12 protein-coding genes and 1 pseudogene are annotated in these 16,188 nt (G+C 62.0%); 5 read left to right on the top strand and 8 right to left on the bottom strand.

Going from position 1 to position 16,188, the window contains the following annotated elements; genetic code table 11:
• Window positions 1–143: 143 nt before the first annotated feature.
• From DYL61_RS29690 to DYL61_RS29680, 3 genes and pseudogenes are all read right to left on the bottom strand, one after another.
• Window positions 144–599 (bottom strand): annotated as a pseudogene (locus DYL61_RS29690) (REP-associated tyrosine transposase); the annotation flags it as partial.
• Between the two features lie 246 nt (window positions 600–845).
• Entirely contained in the window at window positions 846–2,279 is a 1,434-nt protein-coding gene (gene adeC / locus DYL61_RS29685) for an AdeC/AdeK/OprM family multidrug efflux complex outer membrane factor (RefSeq protein WP_167498016.1), read from the bottom strand.
• A complete protein-coding gene (locus DYL61_RS29680) occupies window positions 2,279–3,043 on the bottom strand; it encodes a helix-turn-helix transcriptional regulator (protein ID WP_135311331.1) in 765 nt (254 codons plus the stop codon). Before DYL61_RS29680 ends, adeC begins: the two co-directional genes overlap by 1 nt.
• Before the next feature lie 454 nt (window positions 3,044–3,497).
• Here DYL61_RS29680 and DYL61_RS29675 point away from each other — a divergent pair, with 454 nt between their 5' ends.
• On the top strand, window positions 3,498–9,719 hold the full coding sequence (locus DYL61_RS29675) for a non-ribosomal peptide synthetase (protein ID WP_135311330.1): 6,222 nt from the start codon (window positions 3,498–3,500) through the stop codon (window positions 9,717–9,719).
• A gap of 64 nt (window positions 9,720–9,783) precedes the next feature.
• Here the strand turns inward: DYL61_RS29675 and DYL61_RS29670 are convergent, their stop codons facing one another.
• Window positions 9,784–10,695, bottom strand: a complete 912-nt coding sequence (locus DYL61_RS29670; RefSeq protein ID WP_135311329.1) for a LysR family transcriptional regulator — start codon at window positions 10,693–10,695, stop codon at window positions 9,784–9,786.
• A gap of 85 nt (window positions 10,696–10,780) precedes the next feature.
• On the opposite strand from DYL61_RS29670, the gene DYL61_RS29665 reads away from it, so the two are divergent.
• The gene (locus tag DYL61_RS29665) at window positions 10,781–11,281 is read left to right on the top strand and encodes an SRPBCC family protein (RefSeq protein WP_135311328.1); all 501 of its coding nucleotides are present in this window, start codon (window positions 10,781–10,783) and stop codon (window positions 11,279–11,281) included.
• A 174-nt stretch (window positions 11,282–11,455) separates the two neighbouring features.
• Here DYL61_RS29665 and DYL61_RS29655 read toward each other — a convergent pair whose 3' ends face one another.
• The 4 genes from DYL61_RS29655 to DYL61_RS29645 form a co-directional block, all read right to left on the bottom strand.
• On the bottom strand, window positions 11,456–11,899 hold the full coding sequence (locus DYL61_RS29655; protein ID WP_167498015.1) for a maleylacetoacetate isomerase family protein: 444 nt from the start codon (window positions 11,897–11,899) through the stop codon (window positions 11,456–11,458).
• A gap of 23 nt (window positions 11,900–11,922) precedes the next feature.
• A complete protein-coding gene (locus tag DYL61_RS31440) occupies window positions 11,923–12,039 on the bottom strand; it encodes a glutathione S-transferase N-terminal domain-containing protein (RefSeq protein ID WP_193559469.1) in 117 nt (38 codons plus the stop codon).
• Between the two features lie 99 nt (window positions 12,040–12,138).
• A complete protein-coding gene (locus DYL61_RS29650; RefSeq protein ID WP_135311325.1) occupies window positions 12,139–12,429 on the bottom strand; it encodes a type II toxin-antitoxin system RelE/ParE family toxin in 291 nt (96 codons plus the stop codon).
• Entirely contained in the window at window positions 12,422–12,667 is a 246-nt protein-coding gene (locus tag DYL61_RS29645) for a type II toxin-antitoxin system ParD family antitoxin (protein ID WP_105698005.1), read from the bottom strand. The genes DYL61_RS29650 and DYL61_RS29645 overlap by 8 nt, the downstream gene beginning before the upstream one ends.
• Window positions 12,668–12,926: 259 nt before the next feature.
• On the opposite strand from DYL61_RS29645, the gene gabP reads away from it, so the two are divergent.
• From gabP to DYL61_RS29630, 3 genes are all read left to right on the top strand, one after another.
• Window positions 12,927–14,336 (top strand): GABA permease, encoded by a 1,410-nt coding sequence (gene gabP / locus DYL61_RS29640; RefSeq protein WP_135311324.1) that lies wholly within the window; start codon window positions 12,927–12,929, stop codon window positions 14,334–14,336.
• Window positions 14,333–15,412 carry a choline metabolism transcriptional regulator GbdR gene (gene gbdR / locus DYL61_RS29635; RefSeq protein WP_135311323.1) on the top strand — a complete coding sequence of 360 codons (1,080 nt, stop codon included), beginning with the start codon at window positions 14,333–14,335 and terminating at the stop codon, window positions 15,410–15,412. Before gabP ends, gbdR begins: the two co-directional genes overlap by 4 nt.
• A 173-nt stretch (window positions 15,413–15,585) precedes the next feature.
• Window positions 15,586–16,110 carry a GNAT family N-acetyltransferase gene (locus tag DYL61_RS29630; RefSeq protein WP_135311322.1) on the top strand — a complete coding sequence of 175 codons (525 nt, stop codon included), beginning with the start codon at window positions 15,586–15,588 and terminating at the stop codon, window positions 16,108–16,110.
• Window positions 16,111–16,188 lie beyond the last annotated feature (78 nt).

Below are 16,188 nucleotides of genomic sequence, written 5' to 3'. Positions count from 1 at the left end.
TGGAACACCTTGTAGTGAGCGGGCTCGCCCCGCGCTGGGCTGCGAAGCGGCCCCAACAAGGTCGATGCGGTGTATCAGGATGACCGAGGTGTATGGATTGGGGCGGCTGCGCCGCCCAGCGCGGGGCAAGCCCGCTCACTACAGAGCCAGGAAGCATCCCAAAGAGCGTAATTGCCTACTCGGTCAACCAAACCAGCGCGCAATGGGTTGGCCACGATGTAACGCGCCATCGTGCGAATATCGTCCTCCACGCGCACGGCTCGATCGTAATAGCCCGGTTGCCAGACACGCTCCTTACATTGGCGACGCCGATTGATCGTCAACGTGCTGCGCGACTTGATACACCGCACCACATCGGCCAACGTCTGCTGCTTCAACTCAAACAGCCAGTGGATGTGGTCAGGCATGATGACCCACGCCACAGAGTCGACCCAGCCACGTTCATGAACCTGCCGAAGCTCGGCTACCAACAAACGCCCCAGAAATAAGTCGGTGAACAAACGCTGACGCTGATGAACGACGATGGTGATGAGATAGCTACGGCCAAGCTCCGAATAACGACCGTGACGCAGGCGATGGGTTTGAGGTGTTGAGCGCAATCCGTTGTTCCTAAGAAAGTCCTGAGAACACTAACGCTAGCTCACCGATTTAAGCCCGCCCTGATCCACATGGTTACTGGATGTTTGTAGTGAGCGGGCTCGCCCCGCGCTGGGCTGCGAAGCGGCCCCAAGAAGGCCACTGCGGTATATCAGGATGACCGAGGTGTACGGGTTGGGGCGGCTGCGCCACCCAGCGCGGGGCAAGCCCGCTCACTACACGGCAGTGGGCCCAACAAGGTTGTCGTGTTATTGCAGGGAGACTGTGGGGGCGGCTTTGCCACCCAGCCAAGGTGGTCCAGCGAGGTCCCACGATCCTCCCAGCGCCGTGTACAGGTTCACCTCCGCCACCAACTGCGCCAGGCGGTCGACAATCAGCGCTTGCTGCGAGCTGAACAGCGCACGCTGCGCATCCAGGAACGTCAGGTTGCTGTCCACACCGCTGCGATAGCGGTGCTGCGCCAGGTCGTAATACGCCTGGTTGGCAGCGACGAAATCCCGTTGCGCATCTAGTTGGTCGGTGAAGGTCTGCCGTGCCGCCAGGCCATCGGCGACTTCCTGGAAGGCGGTCTGGATGGACTTTTCATACTGCGCCACCGTGATGTCCTTTTGCAGCTTGGCGTAGTCGAGGCTGGCGCGCAGGTTGCCGGCGTTGAAGATCGGCAGGTTGATTTGCGGCTGGAACGTCCAGGTGCCCGAGCCGCCTTTGAACAACCCGGACAGTTCGGTGCTGGCGCTGCCGGCGTTGGCGGTGAGGCTCACCGAAGGAAAAAACGCAGCACGCGCCGCGCCGATATTGGCGTTGGCGGCGCGCAGTTGGTACTCGGCCTGGAGGATATCCGGGCGGCGTTGCAGCAGGTCCGAGGGCAGGCCGGCGGGCAGGCGGGCCACCAGGTCGTCGGCAATAGGGCGGGCTGGCAGGCGTTCATCCACCGGGTTGCCCACCAGCAACGCGAGGTTATTCAGGTCCTGGGCCACCTGGCGTTCGTAACGGGCCACGCTGGCGCGGGTGCTTTCGACGCTGGTGCGGGCTTGCACCACGTCCAGCGCCGAGGCCTTGCCGGCGGTTTTGCTGCGGCTGGTCAACTGCCAGCTGTGATCGTTGGCCACCAGGGTCTGCTGGGCCAGGGCCAGCAGTTCCTGGTCGGCGCGCCAGGTCAGGTAGGCGTTGGCGACGTTGGCTACCAGGCTCAATTGCGTGCTGCGCCGGGCCTCTTCGGTGCCCAGGTAGGTGAGCATCGCCTGTTCGCTGAGGCTGCGCACGCGGCCAAACAAATCCAGTTCATAGGCGCTGATGCCCAAGGTGGCGGAATAGCTGGACGTGATCGCGGGCTTGCCGGTGCCGGTGACATCCCCCGGCAGCCGTTGGCGCTTGCCGGCGCCATCGGCAGACACCGCGGGGAACAGGTCGGCACGCTGGATGCGGTACTGCGCCTGGAACGCCTCGACGTTCAGCGCGGCCACCCGCAGGTCGCGGTTATTGAGCAGGGCATCGCCAATCAGCTGTTGCAGGGCCGGGTCGCGAAACAGCGTTTGCCAGTCCGCACTGCCGGCGTCTGCCCGGGCGTACACACCGTCCTGGGGATACTGCGCCGGTACTGGCGCTGCGGGGCGCTGGTAGTCCGGGATCAGCGAGCACCCCCCCAGCAGGCAAGCCATCGCAAGGGAACTGAGTGTTTTCATCAAGCCCCCACCATCCATTTGGCCAGCCCGTGACGACCACTCACGCCCAACTTGGCAGCGGCGCGCTTGAGGTAGGTCTCGATGGAGCTGTTCTTCACACTGAGTTTCTCGGCCATCTGCGGCACGGTGCCGCCGGTCAATAAACCGAGGCACACCTCCTGTTCCCGCGCCGACAGGGTGATCTCACCCAGGGACAAGCGTTTATAGAACTCACGTTGCAATTGGGATTGCTCCAACAAGGTGTGGGCCGGTGCGGTTTCGGTGTGCGGCGCCTGGCGCAGGCTTTGGGCATGGCACTCGATCAGGGGCAGCAGGGTGTCCGACAGGCTCTTGAGAAACGACAATTGCGCCAGGCAAAACCCGCGCTGGCTCGAGGGCCGATAAAACGAAATCACACAGCGTCGATTGCCCTGGCGCGACACCAGATTGCACTGGTGCGAGGTGCCACGCTTGAGCTGGATCAGCAGCGGGTCCTGCATGCGCAGCATCTCCCGCAGCAGCGGTGGATCGTCCATGGAGTGCGGCGCCAGGGGCAGGTCCTGCTTGTGGCCGGCACTGCCCAGCAGCTTGATATCAAGCACCCGGTCGCGCAGCTCGTCCAGGGTCCATTCGCTCAGATCCACCCAGTGGATGGGCACCCATTTACCCACCAGGTGCAGCATGTGGGCGGCAAAATCCGCGTGGCCACTGTTGGCGATCAGTTCGCCCATTTCGGCATAAAAATGCGGGCTTTCCGTGTTGGCAATACTGCTGGTCAAACTCATAGCCATCTCATCCTTGATGTCGAAAACCGTCTACGAACTCCCTGAGTCGGCACCCGAAATCCTATTTAGTCAGGGGATTTGTCCTACGTATGTAGCGGAAACGTGGGACACACGCTGCCATAAAAACAGCGTCATTAATTCGACGTTTCCAGGGCATAAAACCAGCCAGGCAAAACCGGAATTAGTTTTTAGAGTGAGTTAACTAGTTGATAAAAAACATAAAAATACATTTTTAAAACTCTGGATGAAAAAACGACATCGGCTGGATATAGCGAATCTCCTACAGCGCTTTAATCGTTTCAGCAGTGAACCATCAGCCAAGCCCGGTTCCATCCATTTGGATGTCCGGGTTTCAGGTGTCAGACCGCTCCCCACCCCCATGCTCAAATCCGCCACATTCGGCGTAATGGGCCACCCTGCGCGGCCAGTGCCAGCCCCCCATGAGAAGGATCTTATGAAGCAATCTTCCTGCCTGCCGGCCAGCTACCCCCTGACTGCCGCGCAACATGACATCTGGCTCGATCAACTGCGCGCAGGTGATTCGCCGCTGTACAACATCGGCGGTTATGTCGACTTCGACGGCCCAGTGGCACCCACGTTGATGCAGCTCGCGGTCGAACACCTGGTAGCCAGGCACGATGCCTTGCGTACCCGGTTGCTCAGCGATGCCGACGGCTTGCCTCGGCAGGTTTTCGCGGCCCAGGTGGCGGTGGAGATGCCGCTGCATGACCTGTCCGCCCACACCGATCCCCAGGCCGCCAGCCAAGCCTTGATGCAGGCGCAAATGGCCCAGCCGTATGCGTTGCACGGCGCGCCGCTGTTCCGGTTCTTCCTGGTCAAGCTGCATGCCAACCACTATCGCCTCGGCACCCAGGCGCATCACCTGATCCTCGACGGCTGGGGCTTTGCCCAGATGCTGCAATCCCTTGCCCAGCTCTACACTGCGCTGGAACAGGGCCTGGAACCGCAGGCGCAGGCCCCGTCCTATGTCGACTTTATCCACGCCGACCAGCGCTACCACCAATCGGCCCGTTATGCCCGCGACCGCGCCTATTGGCTGGACAAGTACCAGGTGCTGCCCGAGCCATTGCTCGCGCCTCGGCATACGGGCGACGCAACGAGTAACACCCTGGTCCAACCCTTTTCCATGGCTTTGCTCAACCGCATGGAACACGTCGCCAGCCGTTACCAGGCTTCGGCGTTCCATGTGCTGCTGGCGGCGATGTATGTGTATTTCACCCGCACCGCCCAGCGTTCGGATTGGGTGGTGGGGCTGCCGATTCTCAACCGTTCCAATGCGGGCTTTCGCGCCACGGTGGGTTTGTTCACCCAGGTCAGCGCAGTGCGCTTGCAGTTCGATGAACAGCTGCCGTTCAGCGCGCTGGTGCGCGGGGTGCGTAACCAGCTCAAACAGGATTTTCGCCACCAGCGTTTCCCGTTGAGCGAGATGAACCGCGAACTCGGTCTGCGCCGTACGGATCGGGGCCAATTGTTCGACCTGTCGGTGTCCTTCGAACAGGACGAGCATGCCCTGCATTACGGCACCACCCAGGCCCATGCGATCAAGGTGTCCAACCACCACGAACCGCTGCCGCTGGCCGTCCACTTGCGCAGCAACCGTGCCCAGGGCACCGCGCATTTGCATTGCGTGTACAACGAGGCGTACTTCCAGCACGACGAGGTGTCGGCCTCGGCCCAACGGTTTACCTGGCTGCTGGAGCAGGGGTTGGAAGACACCGCGCTCAAGCTGGCTGAGTTCTCCCTGGTGACGCCCACCGAACAGGCCCGGTTGCAGCAGTGGAACGCCACTGCCCAGCCCAATCTGCAACCGCATACCCTGCACGCGCGCATCGAAGCCCAGGCAGCGCGCACGCCGCAGGCGGTGGCGGCGGTGTACCAGGGGCGGCAACTGAGCTATGCCCAGTTGAACCAGCAGGCCAACGTCCTCGCGCATCAGTTGCTGGAGCAGGGTGTACAGGCCGACGACCGCGTGGTGATCCTGGCGCGGCGCGGGCTGGATACCCTGGTCGGCCTGCTGGCGATCCTCAAGTCCGGCGCCTGCTACGTCCCGGTGGACCCGGCCCATCCCGCCGAACGCCTGAACTATCTGCTGCAAGACAGCCACCCGGTGGTGGTGCTGACCCAGCCGGCGTTGTTGCATCGCCTGCCCGCACTGGAGGTGCCGGTGATCGAGCTTGGTCAACCGACGGCCCACCCCAACACCAACCCGCGCGTGGCCAGCAGTTCATCGGACCTGGCCTATGTCATCTACACCTCCGGTTCTACGGGGTTGCCCAAGGGGGTGATGGTCGAGCACCACACCGTGTCGAACCTGGTGGACTGGCACTGCCAGGCCTTCGACCTGCATGCCGGCAGCCACACGGCCAGCGTCGCCGGTTTTGGTTTTGATGCGATGGCGTGGGAGGTCTGGCCGGCACTCTGCGTCGGCGCCACCGTGCATTTGCCACCGGCCCATGACGGCGCCGAAGACATCGACGCGTTGCTGCACTGGTGGCGCACCCAGCCGTTAGACGTGAGCTTCCTGCCCACGCCGGTGGCTGAATACGCGTTCAGCCAAGGCCTGCACCACCCGACCCTGCGCACCTTGCTGATCGGCGGCGACCGTCTGCGCTCGTTCACCCAGGCGCAGACCTTCGCGGTGATCAACAACTACGGCCCCACCGAAGCCACGGTGGTTGCCACGTCCGGGCGGGTTGAGGTGGGACAGCCGTTGCACATCGGCGCGCCCATCGCCAATGCCACGGTGTACCTGTTGGATGACCAGCAACGACCCGTGCCCATCGGTGTCGCGGGGGAGCTCTACGTCGGCGGCAAGGGCGTGGCGCGCGGTTATCTGAACCGCCCCGAACTCACCGCCGAACGCTTTCTCGACGACCCCTTCACCGGGGGGCGCCTGTACCGCACCGGCGACCTCGCGCGCTGGCTGCCGGACGGCAACCTGGAATACCTGGGACGCAATGATGACCAGGTGAAAATCCGTGGCATGCGCATCGAACTGGGGGAAATCGAATCGGCCCTGGCCGCCCATCCGCAGGTGCAGGACGCGGTGGTGCAGTATCGCGACGGGCAGTTGCTGGCCTGGTTCGTCCCGCGCCAACCGCTGGCCCTCGACGCCTTGCGCAGCCATCTGCAAGCCTCCTTGCCGGACTACATGCTGCCGGCAGCCTATATGCAATTGGACACGTTGCCCCTGACCGCCAATGGCAAGCTCGACCGCAAGGCGCTGCCCGCACCGAGCCAGGACGCCTTTGTCACCCGCCTGTATGAGGCGCCGCATGCCGGCGCGGAAACCGCCCTGGCGCAGATCTGGGCCGAGTTGCTGCAGGTGCAGCAGGTCGGGCGTCACGACCATTTCTTCGAACTGGGCGGGCATTCGTTGATGGCGGTGCAACTGGTGCAGCGCATGCGCCAGGTCGGCCTGCACGCCGATGTGCAAGTGCTGTTCGGCCAGCCCACGCTGGCGGCGCTGGCGGCGGCGAGTGCGTTGAACGCGCAGGACGCGCCAGACCTGGCCGACCTGGACCCCGCCAGCCGCGAGCGCATCGTCGCGACCATCCCCGGCGGCGCGGCGAATGTGCAAGACATCTACCCCCTGGCGCCCCTGCAGGAGGGCTTGCTCTACCACCACCTCACCGATGCGCGCGATCCGTATCAACAACAGGCACTGTTCAGCTTCGCCGGTCGCGACCAGTTGGACGCCTTCGCCCAGGCCCTGCAACAGGTGATCGACCGTCACGATATCCTGCGCACCAGCCTGGCCTGGGAGGCCCTGGAACAACCGGTGCAGGTGGTATGGCGCCGGGCGCAACTGCGCGTCGAGCCGCTGCGCGAGGGCGATCAACCCTTGGACTTGCGCCAGGCCCCGCTGATGGCACTGGACTATGCCGAGGAGCCGCAGCAGCAGCGCTGGATCGCCCGACTGCGCTTTCATCACCTGGTCAACGACGCCACCTCCACCACGATTCTGATGCATGAAATCCGCGCCCACTTGCTTGGCGAGCAGGCGCAATTGCCCACGCCGGTGCCCTATCGCAATGTGGTGGTGCAGGCCCGTTCACCGGCGCGGCTGGCGGCGCACGAAGCGTTTTTCCGTGAGCAATTGGGCGATGTGGATGAGCCGACCCTGGCCTTCGGCTTGCAGGAGCGGCAGGCGGATCGGGCACACACCGAAGAGGCCCACTGTGCGCTGAACGATAGCCTCAATCAGCGCCTGCGTGCTCAGGCACGTACGCTGGGTGTGGGGGCGGCCAGCCTGTTTCACTTGGCGTGGGCGCAGGTGCTCAGCCGTGTCGCCGGCCGCGAAGATGTGGTGTTCGGCACCGTCCTGCTGGGCCGCCTGCAAGCGGGTGAGGGTGCGGACCGGGCCTTGGGCATGTTCATCAACACACTGCCGTTGCGCTTGCAATTGTCCGGGCAGAATGTAGCCGATGCACTCAGCCAGACCCATCGCCGACTGAGCGCCTTGCTCGCTCACGAACAGGCGTCTCTCGCGCTGGCCCAACGTTGCGCCAGCGCATCGCCGCTGTTCAACAGCCTGCTCAATTACCGGCATACCGACGCCGAACGCGACCTGACGTTGATACCAGGCATCGCTTTGCTCAGCAGCGACGACATCCTCAGTTACCCGCTGATGCTCAGCGTGGACGATACCGCGAATGGCTTCCTGATCAAGGCCAAGGCGCCGCGCAAGGTTGGTGCCGAGCGCCTGCTGAATTACCTCCACACCGCACTGGTGCATTTGGCGGACGTCCTGGAACAGGCGCCGAATACGCTGTTGCGCGCGGTGCAGGTTGTCCCTGCCGACGAACTGAATACCTTGCTGGTGGACTTCAACGCCACCGCGACCGAATACCCCGACACCCTCACCGTGCAGGCGCTGTTCGAAGCCCATGCGCGGCATATCCCCCATGCCATCGCCGTGCAGGCCGGCGAGCTGCAACTGAGCTACCGCGCACTCAACGAGCGCGCCAACCAGCTGGCTTACCACCTGCGTGAACGCGGTGTGCAACCGGACGCCCGCGTGGCGCTGTGTGTGGAGCGAGGCCTGGATCTGGTGGTGGGTCTGTTGGCCATCCTCAAGGCCGGTGGCGCTTATGTGCCGCTGGATCCCGGTTATCCCCGCGAACGCCTTGCCTACATGCTCCAGGACAGCCAACCCGTGGCGCTCTTGGTGCACGCCGCGACTCGGCATCTGGTGGAGGATGTCTCGCTCCCGCTGATCGACTTCGACCACTGCACCTGGAGCCAGGCACCCCTCGGCAACCCGCTGGTGCCGGGGCTGACCGTCGCCAACCTGGCCTACGTGATGTACACCTCGGGCTCCACCGGTACGCCCAAGGGCGTGATGATCGAGCATCGCGGCCTGGGCAACCTGATGCACTGGGGGTCGCAACTGTGCCCCAACGCCGAGGGCGGTGCGCTGTTGCAACGGGCGCCGTTCAGCTTCGACGGCTCGGTGTGGGAGCTGTTCTGGCCGCTCACCAATGGCATGCGCCTGGTCTTGGCGCGGCCCGATGGGCATCGTGAGCCGGCGTACCTGGCGCAAGTAATTCGCGAGCAGCAGATCACCGTGATCAAGTTCGTGCCGGCGATGTTGCAGCAGTTTCTTGAGCTGGAAGAATCAGCCCTGTGCACCAGCCTCACCGACATCCTTTGCGGTGGTGGCGAACTCACCGAAACCCTGGCCCGCGGCGTCCAGGCGCGCTTGCCGAAGGTGCGCCTGCATAACGTCTACGGCCCCACCGAAGCCACGGTGGACAGCAGTGCCTGGACCCTGGAACCCGCTGCGCCGGTGCCCGCGTTGCAACTGCCGATTGGCCGGGCGATCAACAACACACGCCTGTATGTGCTGGACGAACACGACGCGCCGGTGCCGATGGGCGTCAGCGGCCAGTTGCATATCGGCGGGGTGGGCGTGGCCCGGGGTTACCTGGGGCTTGCACAGATGACGGCGGAGCGGTTTATCGACAGCCCGTTCGTTCAAGGGGACAGGCTGTACCGCACCGGCGACCTGGTGCGCTACCTGCCGGATGGCAACCTGGAGTTCCTGGGGCGCAATGACTTCCAGGTCAAACTGCGCGGCGTGCGCCTGGAGCTGGGAGAAATCGAATCACGACTGGCGGCGCATCCGGCATTGCGGGACGTGGCGGTGTTGATTCGGGATGAGCGGTTGGTGGCGTACTTCACCGCGCGTGGGGATGTACCGGCGTTAGAGGCGTTGCGTGCCCATGTGCTGGAGCAATTACCGGAGTACATGGTGCCGGCAGCCTTTGTGCAGCTTGATGCGTTACCGCTCAACCCGGCGGGCAAACTCGACCGCAAGGCCTTGCCGGAACCGGGGTTGGATGCGGTGGTCAGCCGCGCTTACCAGGCGCCGGTAGGCGAAGTTGAAACCCTCATGGCCGAGATCTGGGCGCAGGTCTTGAAGCTGGAGCGGGTAGGGCGGCATGACCACTTCTTTGAACTGGGTGGGCATTCGTTGCTGGCCGTGAACCTGGTAGCACGGATGCGCAAGGCCGGGCTGGAGGTGGACGCACGCACGCTATTCAGCCAGCCGACCCTGGCGCAACTGGCTGCGTGTACGCAGACACAGGTGCAGCGCGTGGAGACGCCGCAAACGGCCATTCCGTTGCTCAACCGGCGTCGCAGGATTTGAGTGGGGGGCGGTTTTTCGATGTCCATGGCCGTTACTTCGGTAACGGCGGCAACGCTATGGGCAATCAGGTTGGCATCGATAATTGTTGATCGATCAGCAAGGTGCGCAGCCAGCGATGGCCGGGATCGTGATGGGTACGCTCATGCCAGGCCAGCGTCTTGCAAAACCCCGGAATCTCAAGTGGCGGTTCAAGCACCACCAGCCCTTGGGCGTGCGACGCCAGGCGCCGGGGCACCACCGCAATCAGGTCGCTGCTGCGCAGGATCTCGGGGAGCACCAGGAAACTCGTCACTGAAAGCATCACGCGTCGCGACCTGCCGACCCTGGCCAGCGCCTGATCGGTCACACCTGCGAATGCGCCACCGGAGGATGAAACCAGCACATGGTCAAGGGCGCAAAAACGCTCCAGCGATAACGCGCCACCCTGTGCGTCGGGATGCTCGGCGCGCATCACGCACACGTAGCGCTCGTTGAACAGTGTCGTGTCATGCAGGCCGGGCGGGGTGCTTTGCGGCGTGACTAAAGCCAGGTCGATATCGCCACGGTCCAGTTGCGCGGGTAATTGCTGGACGTCCACCGGCTGCACCGCGACGCGAATATTCGGCGCCTGGGTTCGCAAGGCCAGCAGAAACGGCACCACCACGGCGCGCAACGCATAGTCGGTGGAGGCCAGCGAAACCGTCATGGTTGCCGTCAGCGGGTCAAACGCCTGGGGTTGCAGCAGGTGCTGAATATCGCTGAGCAGTTGCTTGACCGGTCCGGCCAATTGCTCGGCACGCAGTGTCGGCACTATGCCGCGTTGGGCACGCACGAAGAGGGGGTCATCGAAGCTCTCGCGCAAGCGCGTGAGCATGCCGCTCACGGCGGGTTGGGTCAGGGACAGACGCTCCGCGGCGCGGGTGACACTGCGCTCGTCCAGCAGGGCATCGAGGGTTTTGAGCAGATTGAAGTCGAGGTGTCTGATATCAGGATTCATGATGCTTTGGATAAAAGATGGCGATTGGCGTTATTTCACGCTAGCACCGACCATGGTGCCCGTCCATTCAACATGAGCATTCAACATGAACGAGATCTTCTGGCCCGAAGGCTTTGTGCCCGGCTTTACCGAAAACTTTGCTTCCAATGAAGTCATCGTCGCAGGCCTCGGCGCTGTCGATATCTGGCCGTGGTTGAGCCATGCCGCGAGATGGCCGAGCTACTACGCCAACTCGGCCAACGTGCAGTTAAACTGCGCGGAGCAACTGCATGACGGCTTGCGCTTCTACTTCGAAACCTTCGGTTTTCCCGTAGAGGCGCAGTGCAACGAATACGTCCCGCCCAGTGACGACCAGCCGGGGCGAATTGCCTGGCACGGGTGGGCCGGTGAGGGCGAGACTCGCCTGGATGTGCACCATGCGTGGTTGATCGAGGATTTGCCGGGAGGTCGCGTGCGTATCCTGACCCAGGAAACCCAGAAGGGTAAGCCGGCGGCGGAGCTTGCCGTGGCGCGGCCCAACCCGATGATCAACGGGCATCAGGATTGGTTGGATGGGTTGGTCAGGGCTGCACGGAAGACAGCGTAGGTCGTTTTGTGGCGATGGAAATTGCTGTAGTGAGGGAGCTTGCTGTGGCGAGGGAGCTTGCTGTGGCGAGGGAGCTTGCTCCCGTTCGACAGCGCAGCTGGAGCCGGCTTTTTTCAGGGCATCTTCGCACCCCAGCGGGAGCAAGCTCCCTCGCCACAGGTACTGCGTTCGTCGTTAAAGAAGTGGGCGTGTGGTCAAAAACGCCGGTCGTTGATTGAGCTGCCCGGAAAGCGCATCGAGCCTGGCGATATCAGGAATCCACTCGGCATCGCCGAAGCGAAACCGCAATGCGTCCACCAGCACGACCACCACGATATGCACCATCCGCGGCATGCTGTCGTTATCAAACACAGGCGCAGTGCTGTTCAACCGTTGCAAGCCTTCAACCAGCGTCTCCCGACGACGCAGCCCCACCGGTGAAACATCAAAGTCATCCCGCGACCGACGCCCGATGATGATCGATGCAAACGCCTCAATCAGCTCGAAGGCCAACGCCGTCTGTGCCAACTCGGCAGGCATGACGGCTGGCAGGGCGCGGTCCGGGTAGGCACTTTCCAGGTACTGCGCGATAAACAGGCTGTTGCTGATCGACAAATTCCCCGTCACCAGCGTCGGCACCTTGCAGGCCGGGTTGGCCTCGATCAGGGCGGGCAGGCCCAGGGATCTACCAGGATCTGTTCATGGGCGATGCGCTTCTCTTGCAGGAGAATGCGCACGATACGAGCGAATGGGGAGGTGGAGCTGACGAACAGTTTCATCGTGAGGCCGGGGTTTTCAGTGGGGGCGCAATGATCCCGGAGCTTGGAGGGGTTGTGAATTCGTGAATGTTTAAGTGCGCGTTTGCTTGCGCAGAACGCTCAGAGCGTGCGAGGCGCGTCCATTCGGTCATGCAGGATACGAATGATCGCAACGCCGTAGGCAGTGATCTGGAAGTAAATCGAATGTTGCTCAATGCTTCGTCTTCGATAGCCAAGTCGAATATGGTCACAGGCGGGCGCTGTTTTTGGGTGCTGCGCCAAGTCTGAAAATGCTGTTGTCAGCAGGTCGATGTAGTGGTTTGCCTGCTTTGCGCTCCACTGCCGAGCGGTGTAAACCCAGATCTCTTCAAGATCGCGCTCGGCGGCAGGCGTCAGACGATATTCAGCCATGTACGTTCAGCATCCTCTTCTTGAATGCTTGCGGGTCAAACGCGCGGGGTTTACCACTGGCCTCGCCCTCAAGCAACGCTGCGCGGATAGCATCTACTTCAGCGCTGCGCTCCTGCTCGCGACGAATCAAGTCACGTATGTACTCGCTGTCGTTGGTGTAGTGGCCTGCTTCGATCTGCGCTTTTATCCAGCCATCCTGCTGGTCTGTCACGGTGATGGTTTTTCGCACGGTAGCCATGAGGTACGCCTTGAAAAGTTAGCGGTGAGCCGACGCTATCATACTATTGGTGCAATTTTGTGCGTAGAGGATGACCGGTAGCGTGGTGGCGCCCTGTTGCTCAGTCGGCGACCGATGTCGATATCAGACCAATCCCTGCCGCACCCAGGCTATTTTCGGCCCGCGCAGGCCGCGTAAGGTGACCCATCATTAAAAAATGATGATCGCCTGACTGTTGAGTCAGTACGCCCTGACGTCGATCACCGAGAATAAGAAACCAATGAATAGCCCGACCCCAAGCAACTCCAACGCTCAGTTGGCGCAGGGCTTCAAGCCGCGCCATGTCACCATGCTGTCTATCGCCGGCATCATCGGCGCCGGGCTGTTTGTCGGCTCCGGGCACGCGATTGCGGCGGCCGGGCCGGCGGTGTTGTTGGCGTATCTGTTTTCCGGCCTGCTGGTGGTATTGGTCATGCGCATGCTCGGCGAGATGGCGGTGGCCAACCCGGACACCGGCTCGTTCTCGACCTACGCCGACCAGGCTATCGGCCGCTGGGCCGGGTTTACCATCGGTTGGTTGTACTGGTGGTTCTGGGTGCTGGTGATCCCCATCGAAGCCCTGGCCGCCGGGCATATCCTCAACCAATGGTTCCCGCAGATCGACGCTTGGCTATTTGCCTTGCTGTCGATCTTTTTGTTGGTGGTGACCAACCTGTTCAGCGTGTCCAAGTACGGTGAGTTCGAGTTCTGGTTTGCCATGGCCAAGGTGGTGGCGATCATCGGCTTTATCGGCGTGGGCTTTGCGGTGTTGATGGGGTGGGTGCCCGAGCGCGAGGCCAGTGGCCTCAGCCAGTTGATGCAGGATCACGGTGGTTTTGCGCCCAACGGACTGTCGGCGGTGGTCGGCGCGTTCATCACCATCATGTTCAGTTTTATCGGCACGGAGGCGGTGACCATCGCCGCCGCCGAATCCAACAACCCGGCACAGAACATCGCCCGTGCCACCCGCTCGGTGATGTGGCGCATTGGTGTGTTCTACGTGCTGTCGATCTTTGTGGTGATCTCCGTGGTGCCGTGGGATGACCCGCTGCTGGCCTCGGTCGGTTCCTATCAACGGGCCCTGGAGCTGATGAACATTCCCCATGCCAAGCTGCTGGTGGATATCGTGGTGTTGATCGCCGTGGCCAGTTGCATGAACTCATCGATTTATATTGCGTCGCGCATGCTGTTTTCCCTGGGCAAGCGCGGTGATGCACCGGCGATGTTGAAGAAAACCTCGGCGGCCAGTGTGCCCCGGGCGGCGGTGATTGCCAGTACGATTCTGGGCGCTGGCGTGACCTTGTTGAGCTACTTCATGCCGGCCGGGTTGTTCCAGTTCTTGCTTGCCAGCTCCGGTGCCATCGCCTTGCTGGTGTACCTGGTGATCGCGGTTTCACAACTGCGCATGCGCAAGATCCTGTTGCGCCGCAACGTCCCGCTGACCTTCAAGATGTGGTTGTTTCCGTGGCTGACCTGGCTGGTCATCGCCTTCATCTGCGCCGCATTGACGGTGATGCTGGTGACGCCCGAGCACCGTTTCGAAGTGTCCTCGACCCTCAGCCTCGCCTTGCTGATTTCCTTGATCGGCCTGCTCACCGCGCGGCATCCCGAACGCGCAACCAAGCCGGTAGCGGCAGCGTCACAACCATGAGTGAGCGCCCGGTCAACAGCCTCATTTTCCTGTTGCTGGACCAGTTCACCCTGATCTCCCTGGCCTCGGCCCTCGAGCCGTTGCGCATGGCCAATCAGCTGTCGGGCCAGGAGCTTTACCGCTGGCACACCGCAAGCCTCGACGGTAACCCGGTATGGGCCAGCGACGGAGTGCCCATCACCCCGGACGGTTCGATCCTCAGCGTGGCGCCTGCCGACACCGTGATCGTCTGCGGCGGCATCGGCATCCAGGGCACCGTTACCCGCGAGCTGGTCAAATGGCTGCGCAGCCAGGCACGTTATGCCAAGCGCCTGGGCGGCATCTGCACCGGCAGTTTTGTGCTGGCGCGAGCCGGGCTGCTCGATGGTTTTGAATGCAGCGTGCATTGGGAATGGTTGGCGGCCATGCAGGAAGCCTTTCCACGGGTGGCGGTCAGCTCCAGCCTGTTCACCCTCGACCGCGACCGCTTCACCAGCTCCGGCGGCACCGCGCCCCTGGACATGATGCTGCACCTGATCGGCCGTGATCACGGGCATGTGTTGTCGGCCGCGATATCGGACATGTTCGTGTACGAGCGCATCCGCAACGAACAAGACTACCAGCGCGTGCCCCTCAAACACATGCTCGGCACCCAGCAACCCAAATTGCAGGAAATCGTCGCGTTGATGGAGGCCAACCTGGAAGAACCGATCAACCTGGATGAACTGGCAGCCTACGTCGCGCTGTCGCGTCGGCAACTGGAGCGCATGTTCCAGAAGTACCTGCACTGCTCACCGTCGCGCTACTACCTGCGACTGCGCTTGATCCGCGCCCGGCAACTGCTCAAGCAAACCCCCATCTCCATCGTCGAACTGGCGGTGCTGTGCGGCTTTATCTCCACGCCGCACTTCTCCAAGTGCTACCGCGAATACTTCGGCGTGCCGCCCAGTGATGAACGCTCGGTGACCGACAGCGAGCGGTCTATCGTGGTCAAGCCGATCCTGCATGCCTTGCCGACGCCCGTGCCGATGAACGTGATGGAACAGGCGCGGGGTGAGTCGACGTTTGCGAGTGTGAAGAGCCTTAAGCCAGCGTGATTGACGGGACGCCTAAAGTTAAATGCCAAAGCCACCCTCTACCTGATGTATGCAGGCCAAATGTGGGAGGGGCCGGGCGGTAAATAAAAGTTCAGAATGCCCAAGTAAAGTTTATTAGGGGCTGCACGACCCACTCTGAATATTAACGGTGGCTCCTAACGAGAGATCAGCAAATGAAGTGTGAAAAACTTTCACCCACTGATGCAGACGCTTTATTACGTTTTTTCTGCCAGCTAGTCGACCAGGATTCTGAGCGTGTCGAGCGGCCGGAAGATGCGCTGCAGTTGGACCATGACAAGGAGGTTGCATGGATCAACGGGCTACTCGAGAAAGAGCGAGCAGGAGAGGTCGCTGCGTTGTGTGTGTTGAATGACGAGGCGGTGATTGTCGGATTAGGTGAAGTTGAGCGTCGACCGCGATGGATTGAACGGCATGTGGCGGAAATTCGATTTGGCTTGCTGCCTGGTTGTCTTGATGAAGGCTGTGAACTGGTGAGGCAGTTGGAGCAAAGGGCGACGTTCATGGGAATTGAATTGTTGTACTACTTTCACCTTGCTACTCAATCCCAGGGGATTGCGGTTTTGGAAGCGTGTGGGTTTGAACTTTCAGGGGAACTGCCGGGGTACTACAAAAAAGAGCAAGGGTACGTTGATCGCGTTTTCTATTCGAAGACCCTGGGCGTAAGCCATTGCTGTTGACGCTGCTGGCGGCGCGTCAGCATGGATGGACGAGCACTTTCTATCTGATAAATAGAGATCAATTGTGGGAGGGGGCTT

The organism is Pseudomonas nabeulensis, from assembly GCF_004682045.1.
GTDB classification, from domain to species: Bacteria; Pseudomonadota; Gammaproteobacteria; order Pseudomonadales; family Pseudomonadaceae; genus Aquipseudomonas; species Aquipseudomonas nabeulensis.
The sequence above is the reverse complement of the archived record's forward strand: the minus strand, read 5'-3'. Positions and strand labels throughout refer to the sequence as shown.

Excerpts from the sequence above, each read along its gene's own strand:
- DYL61_RS29675 (WP_135311330.1), top strand. The coding sequence starts at position 3,498 with ATGAAGCAATCTTCCTGCCTGCCGGCCAGCTACCCCCTGACTGCCGCG.
- gbdR (WP_135311323.1), top strand. The coding sequence starts at position 14,333 with ATGAGTGAGCGCCCGGTCAACAGCCTCATTTTCCTGTTGCTGGACCAG.
- DYL61_RS29645 (WP_105698005.1), bottom strand. The coding sequence starts at position 12,667 with ATGGCTACCGTGCGAAAAACCATCACCGTGACAGACCAGCAGGATGGC.
- DYL61_RS29665 (WP_135311328.1), top strand. The coding sequence starts at position 10,781 with ATGAACGAGATCTTCTGGCCCGAAGGCTTTGTGCCCGGCTTTACCGAA.
- DYL61_RS29650 (WP_135311325.1), bottom strand. The coding sequence starts at position 12,429 with ATGGCTGAATATCGTCTGACGCCTGCCGCCGAGCGCGATCTTGAAGAG.
- DYL61_RS29670 (WP_135311329.1), bottom strand. The coding sequence starts at position 10,695 with ATGAATCCTGATATCAGACACCTCGACTTCAATCTGCTCAAAACCCTC.
- adeC (WP_167498016.1), bottom strand. The coding sequence starts at position 2,279 with ATGAAAACACTCAGTTCCCTTGCGATGGCTTGCCTGCTGGGGGGGTGC.
- DYL61_RS29680 (WP_135311331.1), bottom strand. The coding sequence starts at position 3,043 with ATGAGTTTGACCAGCAGTATTGCCAACACGGAAAGCCCGCATTTTTAT.
- DYL61_RS29630 (WP_135311322.1), top strand. The coding sequence starts at position 15,586 with ATGAAGTGTGAAAAACTTTCACCCACTGATGCAGACGCTTTATTACGT.
- gabP (WP_135311324.1), top strand. The coding sequence starts at position 12,927 with ATGAATAGCCCGACCCCAAGCAACTCCAACGCTCAGTTGGCGCAGGGC.
- DYL61_RS31440 (WP_193559469.1), bottom strand. The coding sequence starts at position 12,039 with ATGAAACTGTTCGTCAGCTCCACCTCCCCATTCGCTCGTATCGTGCGC.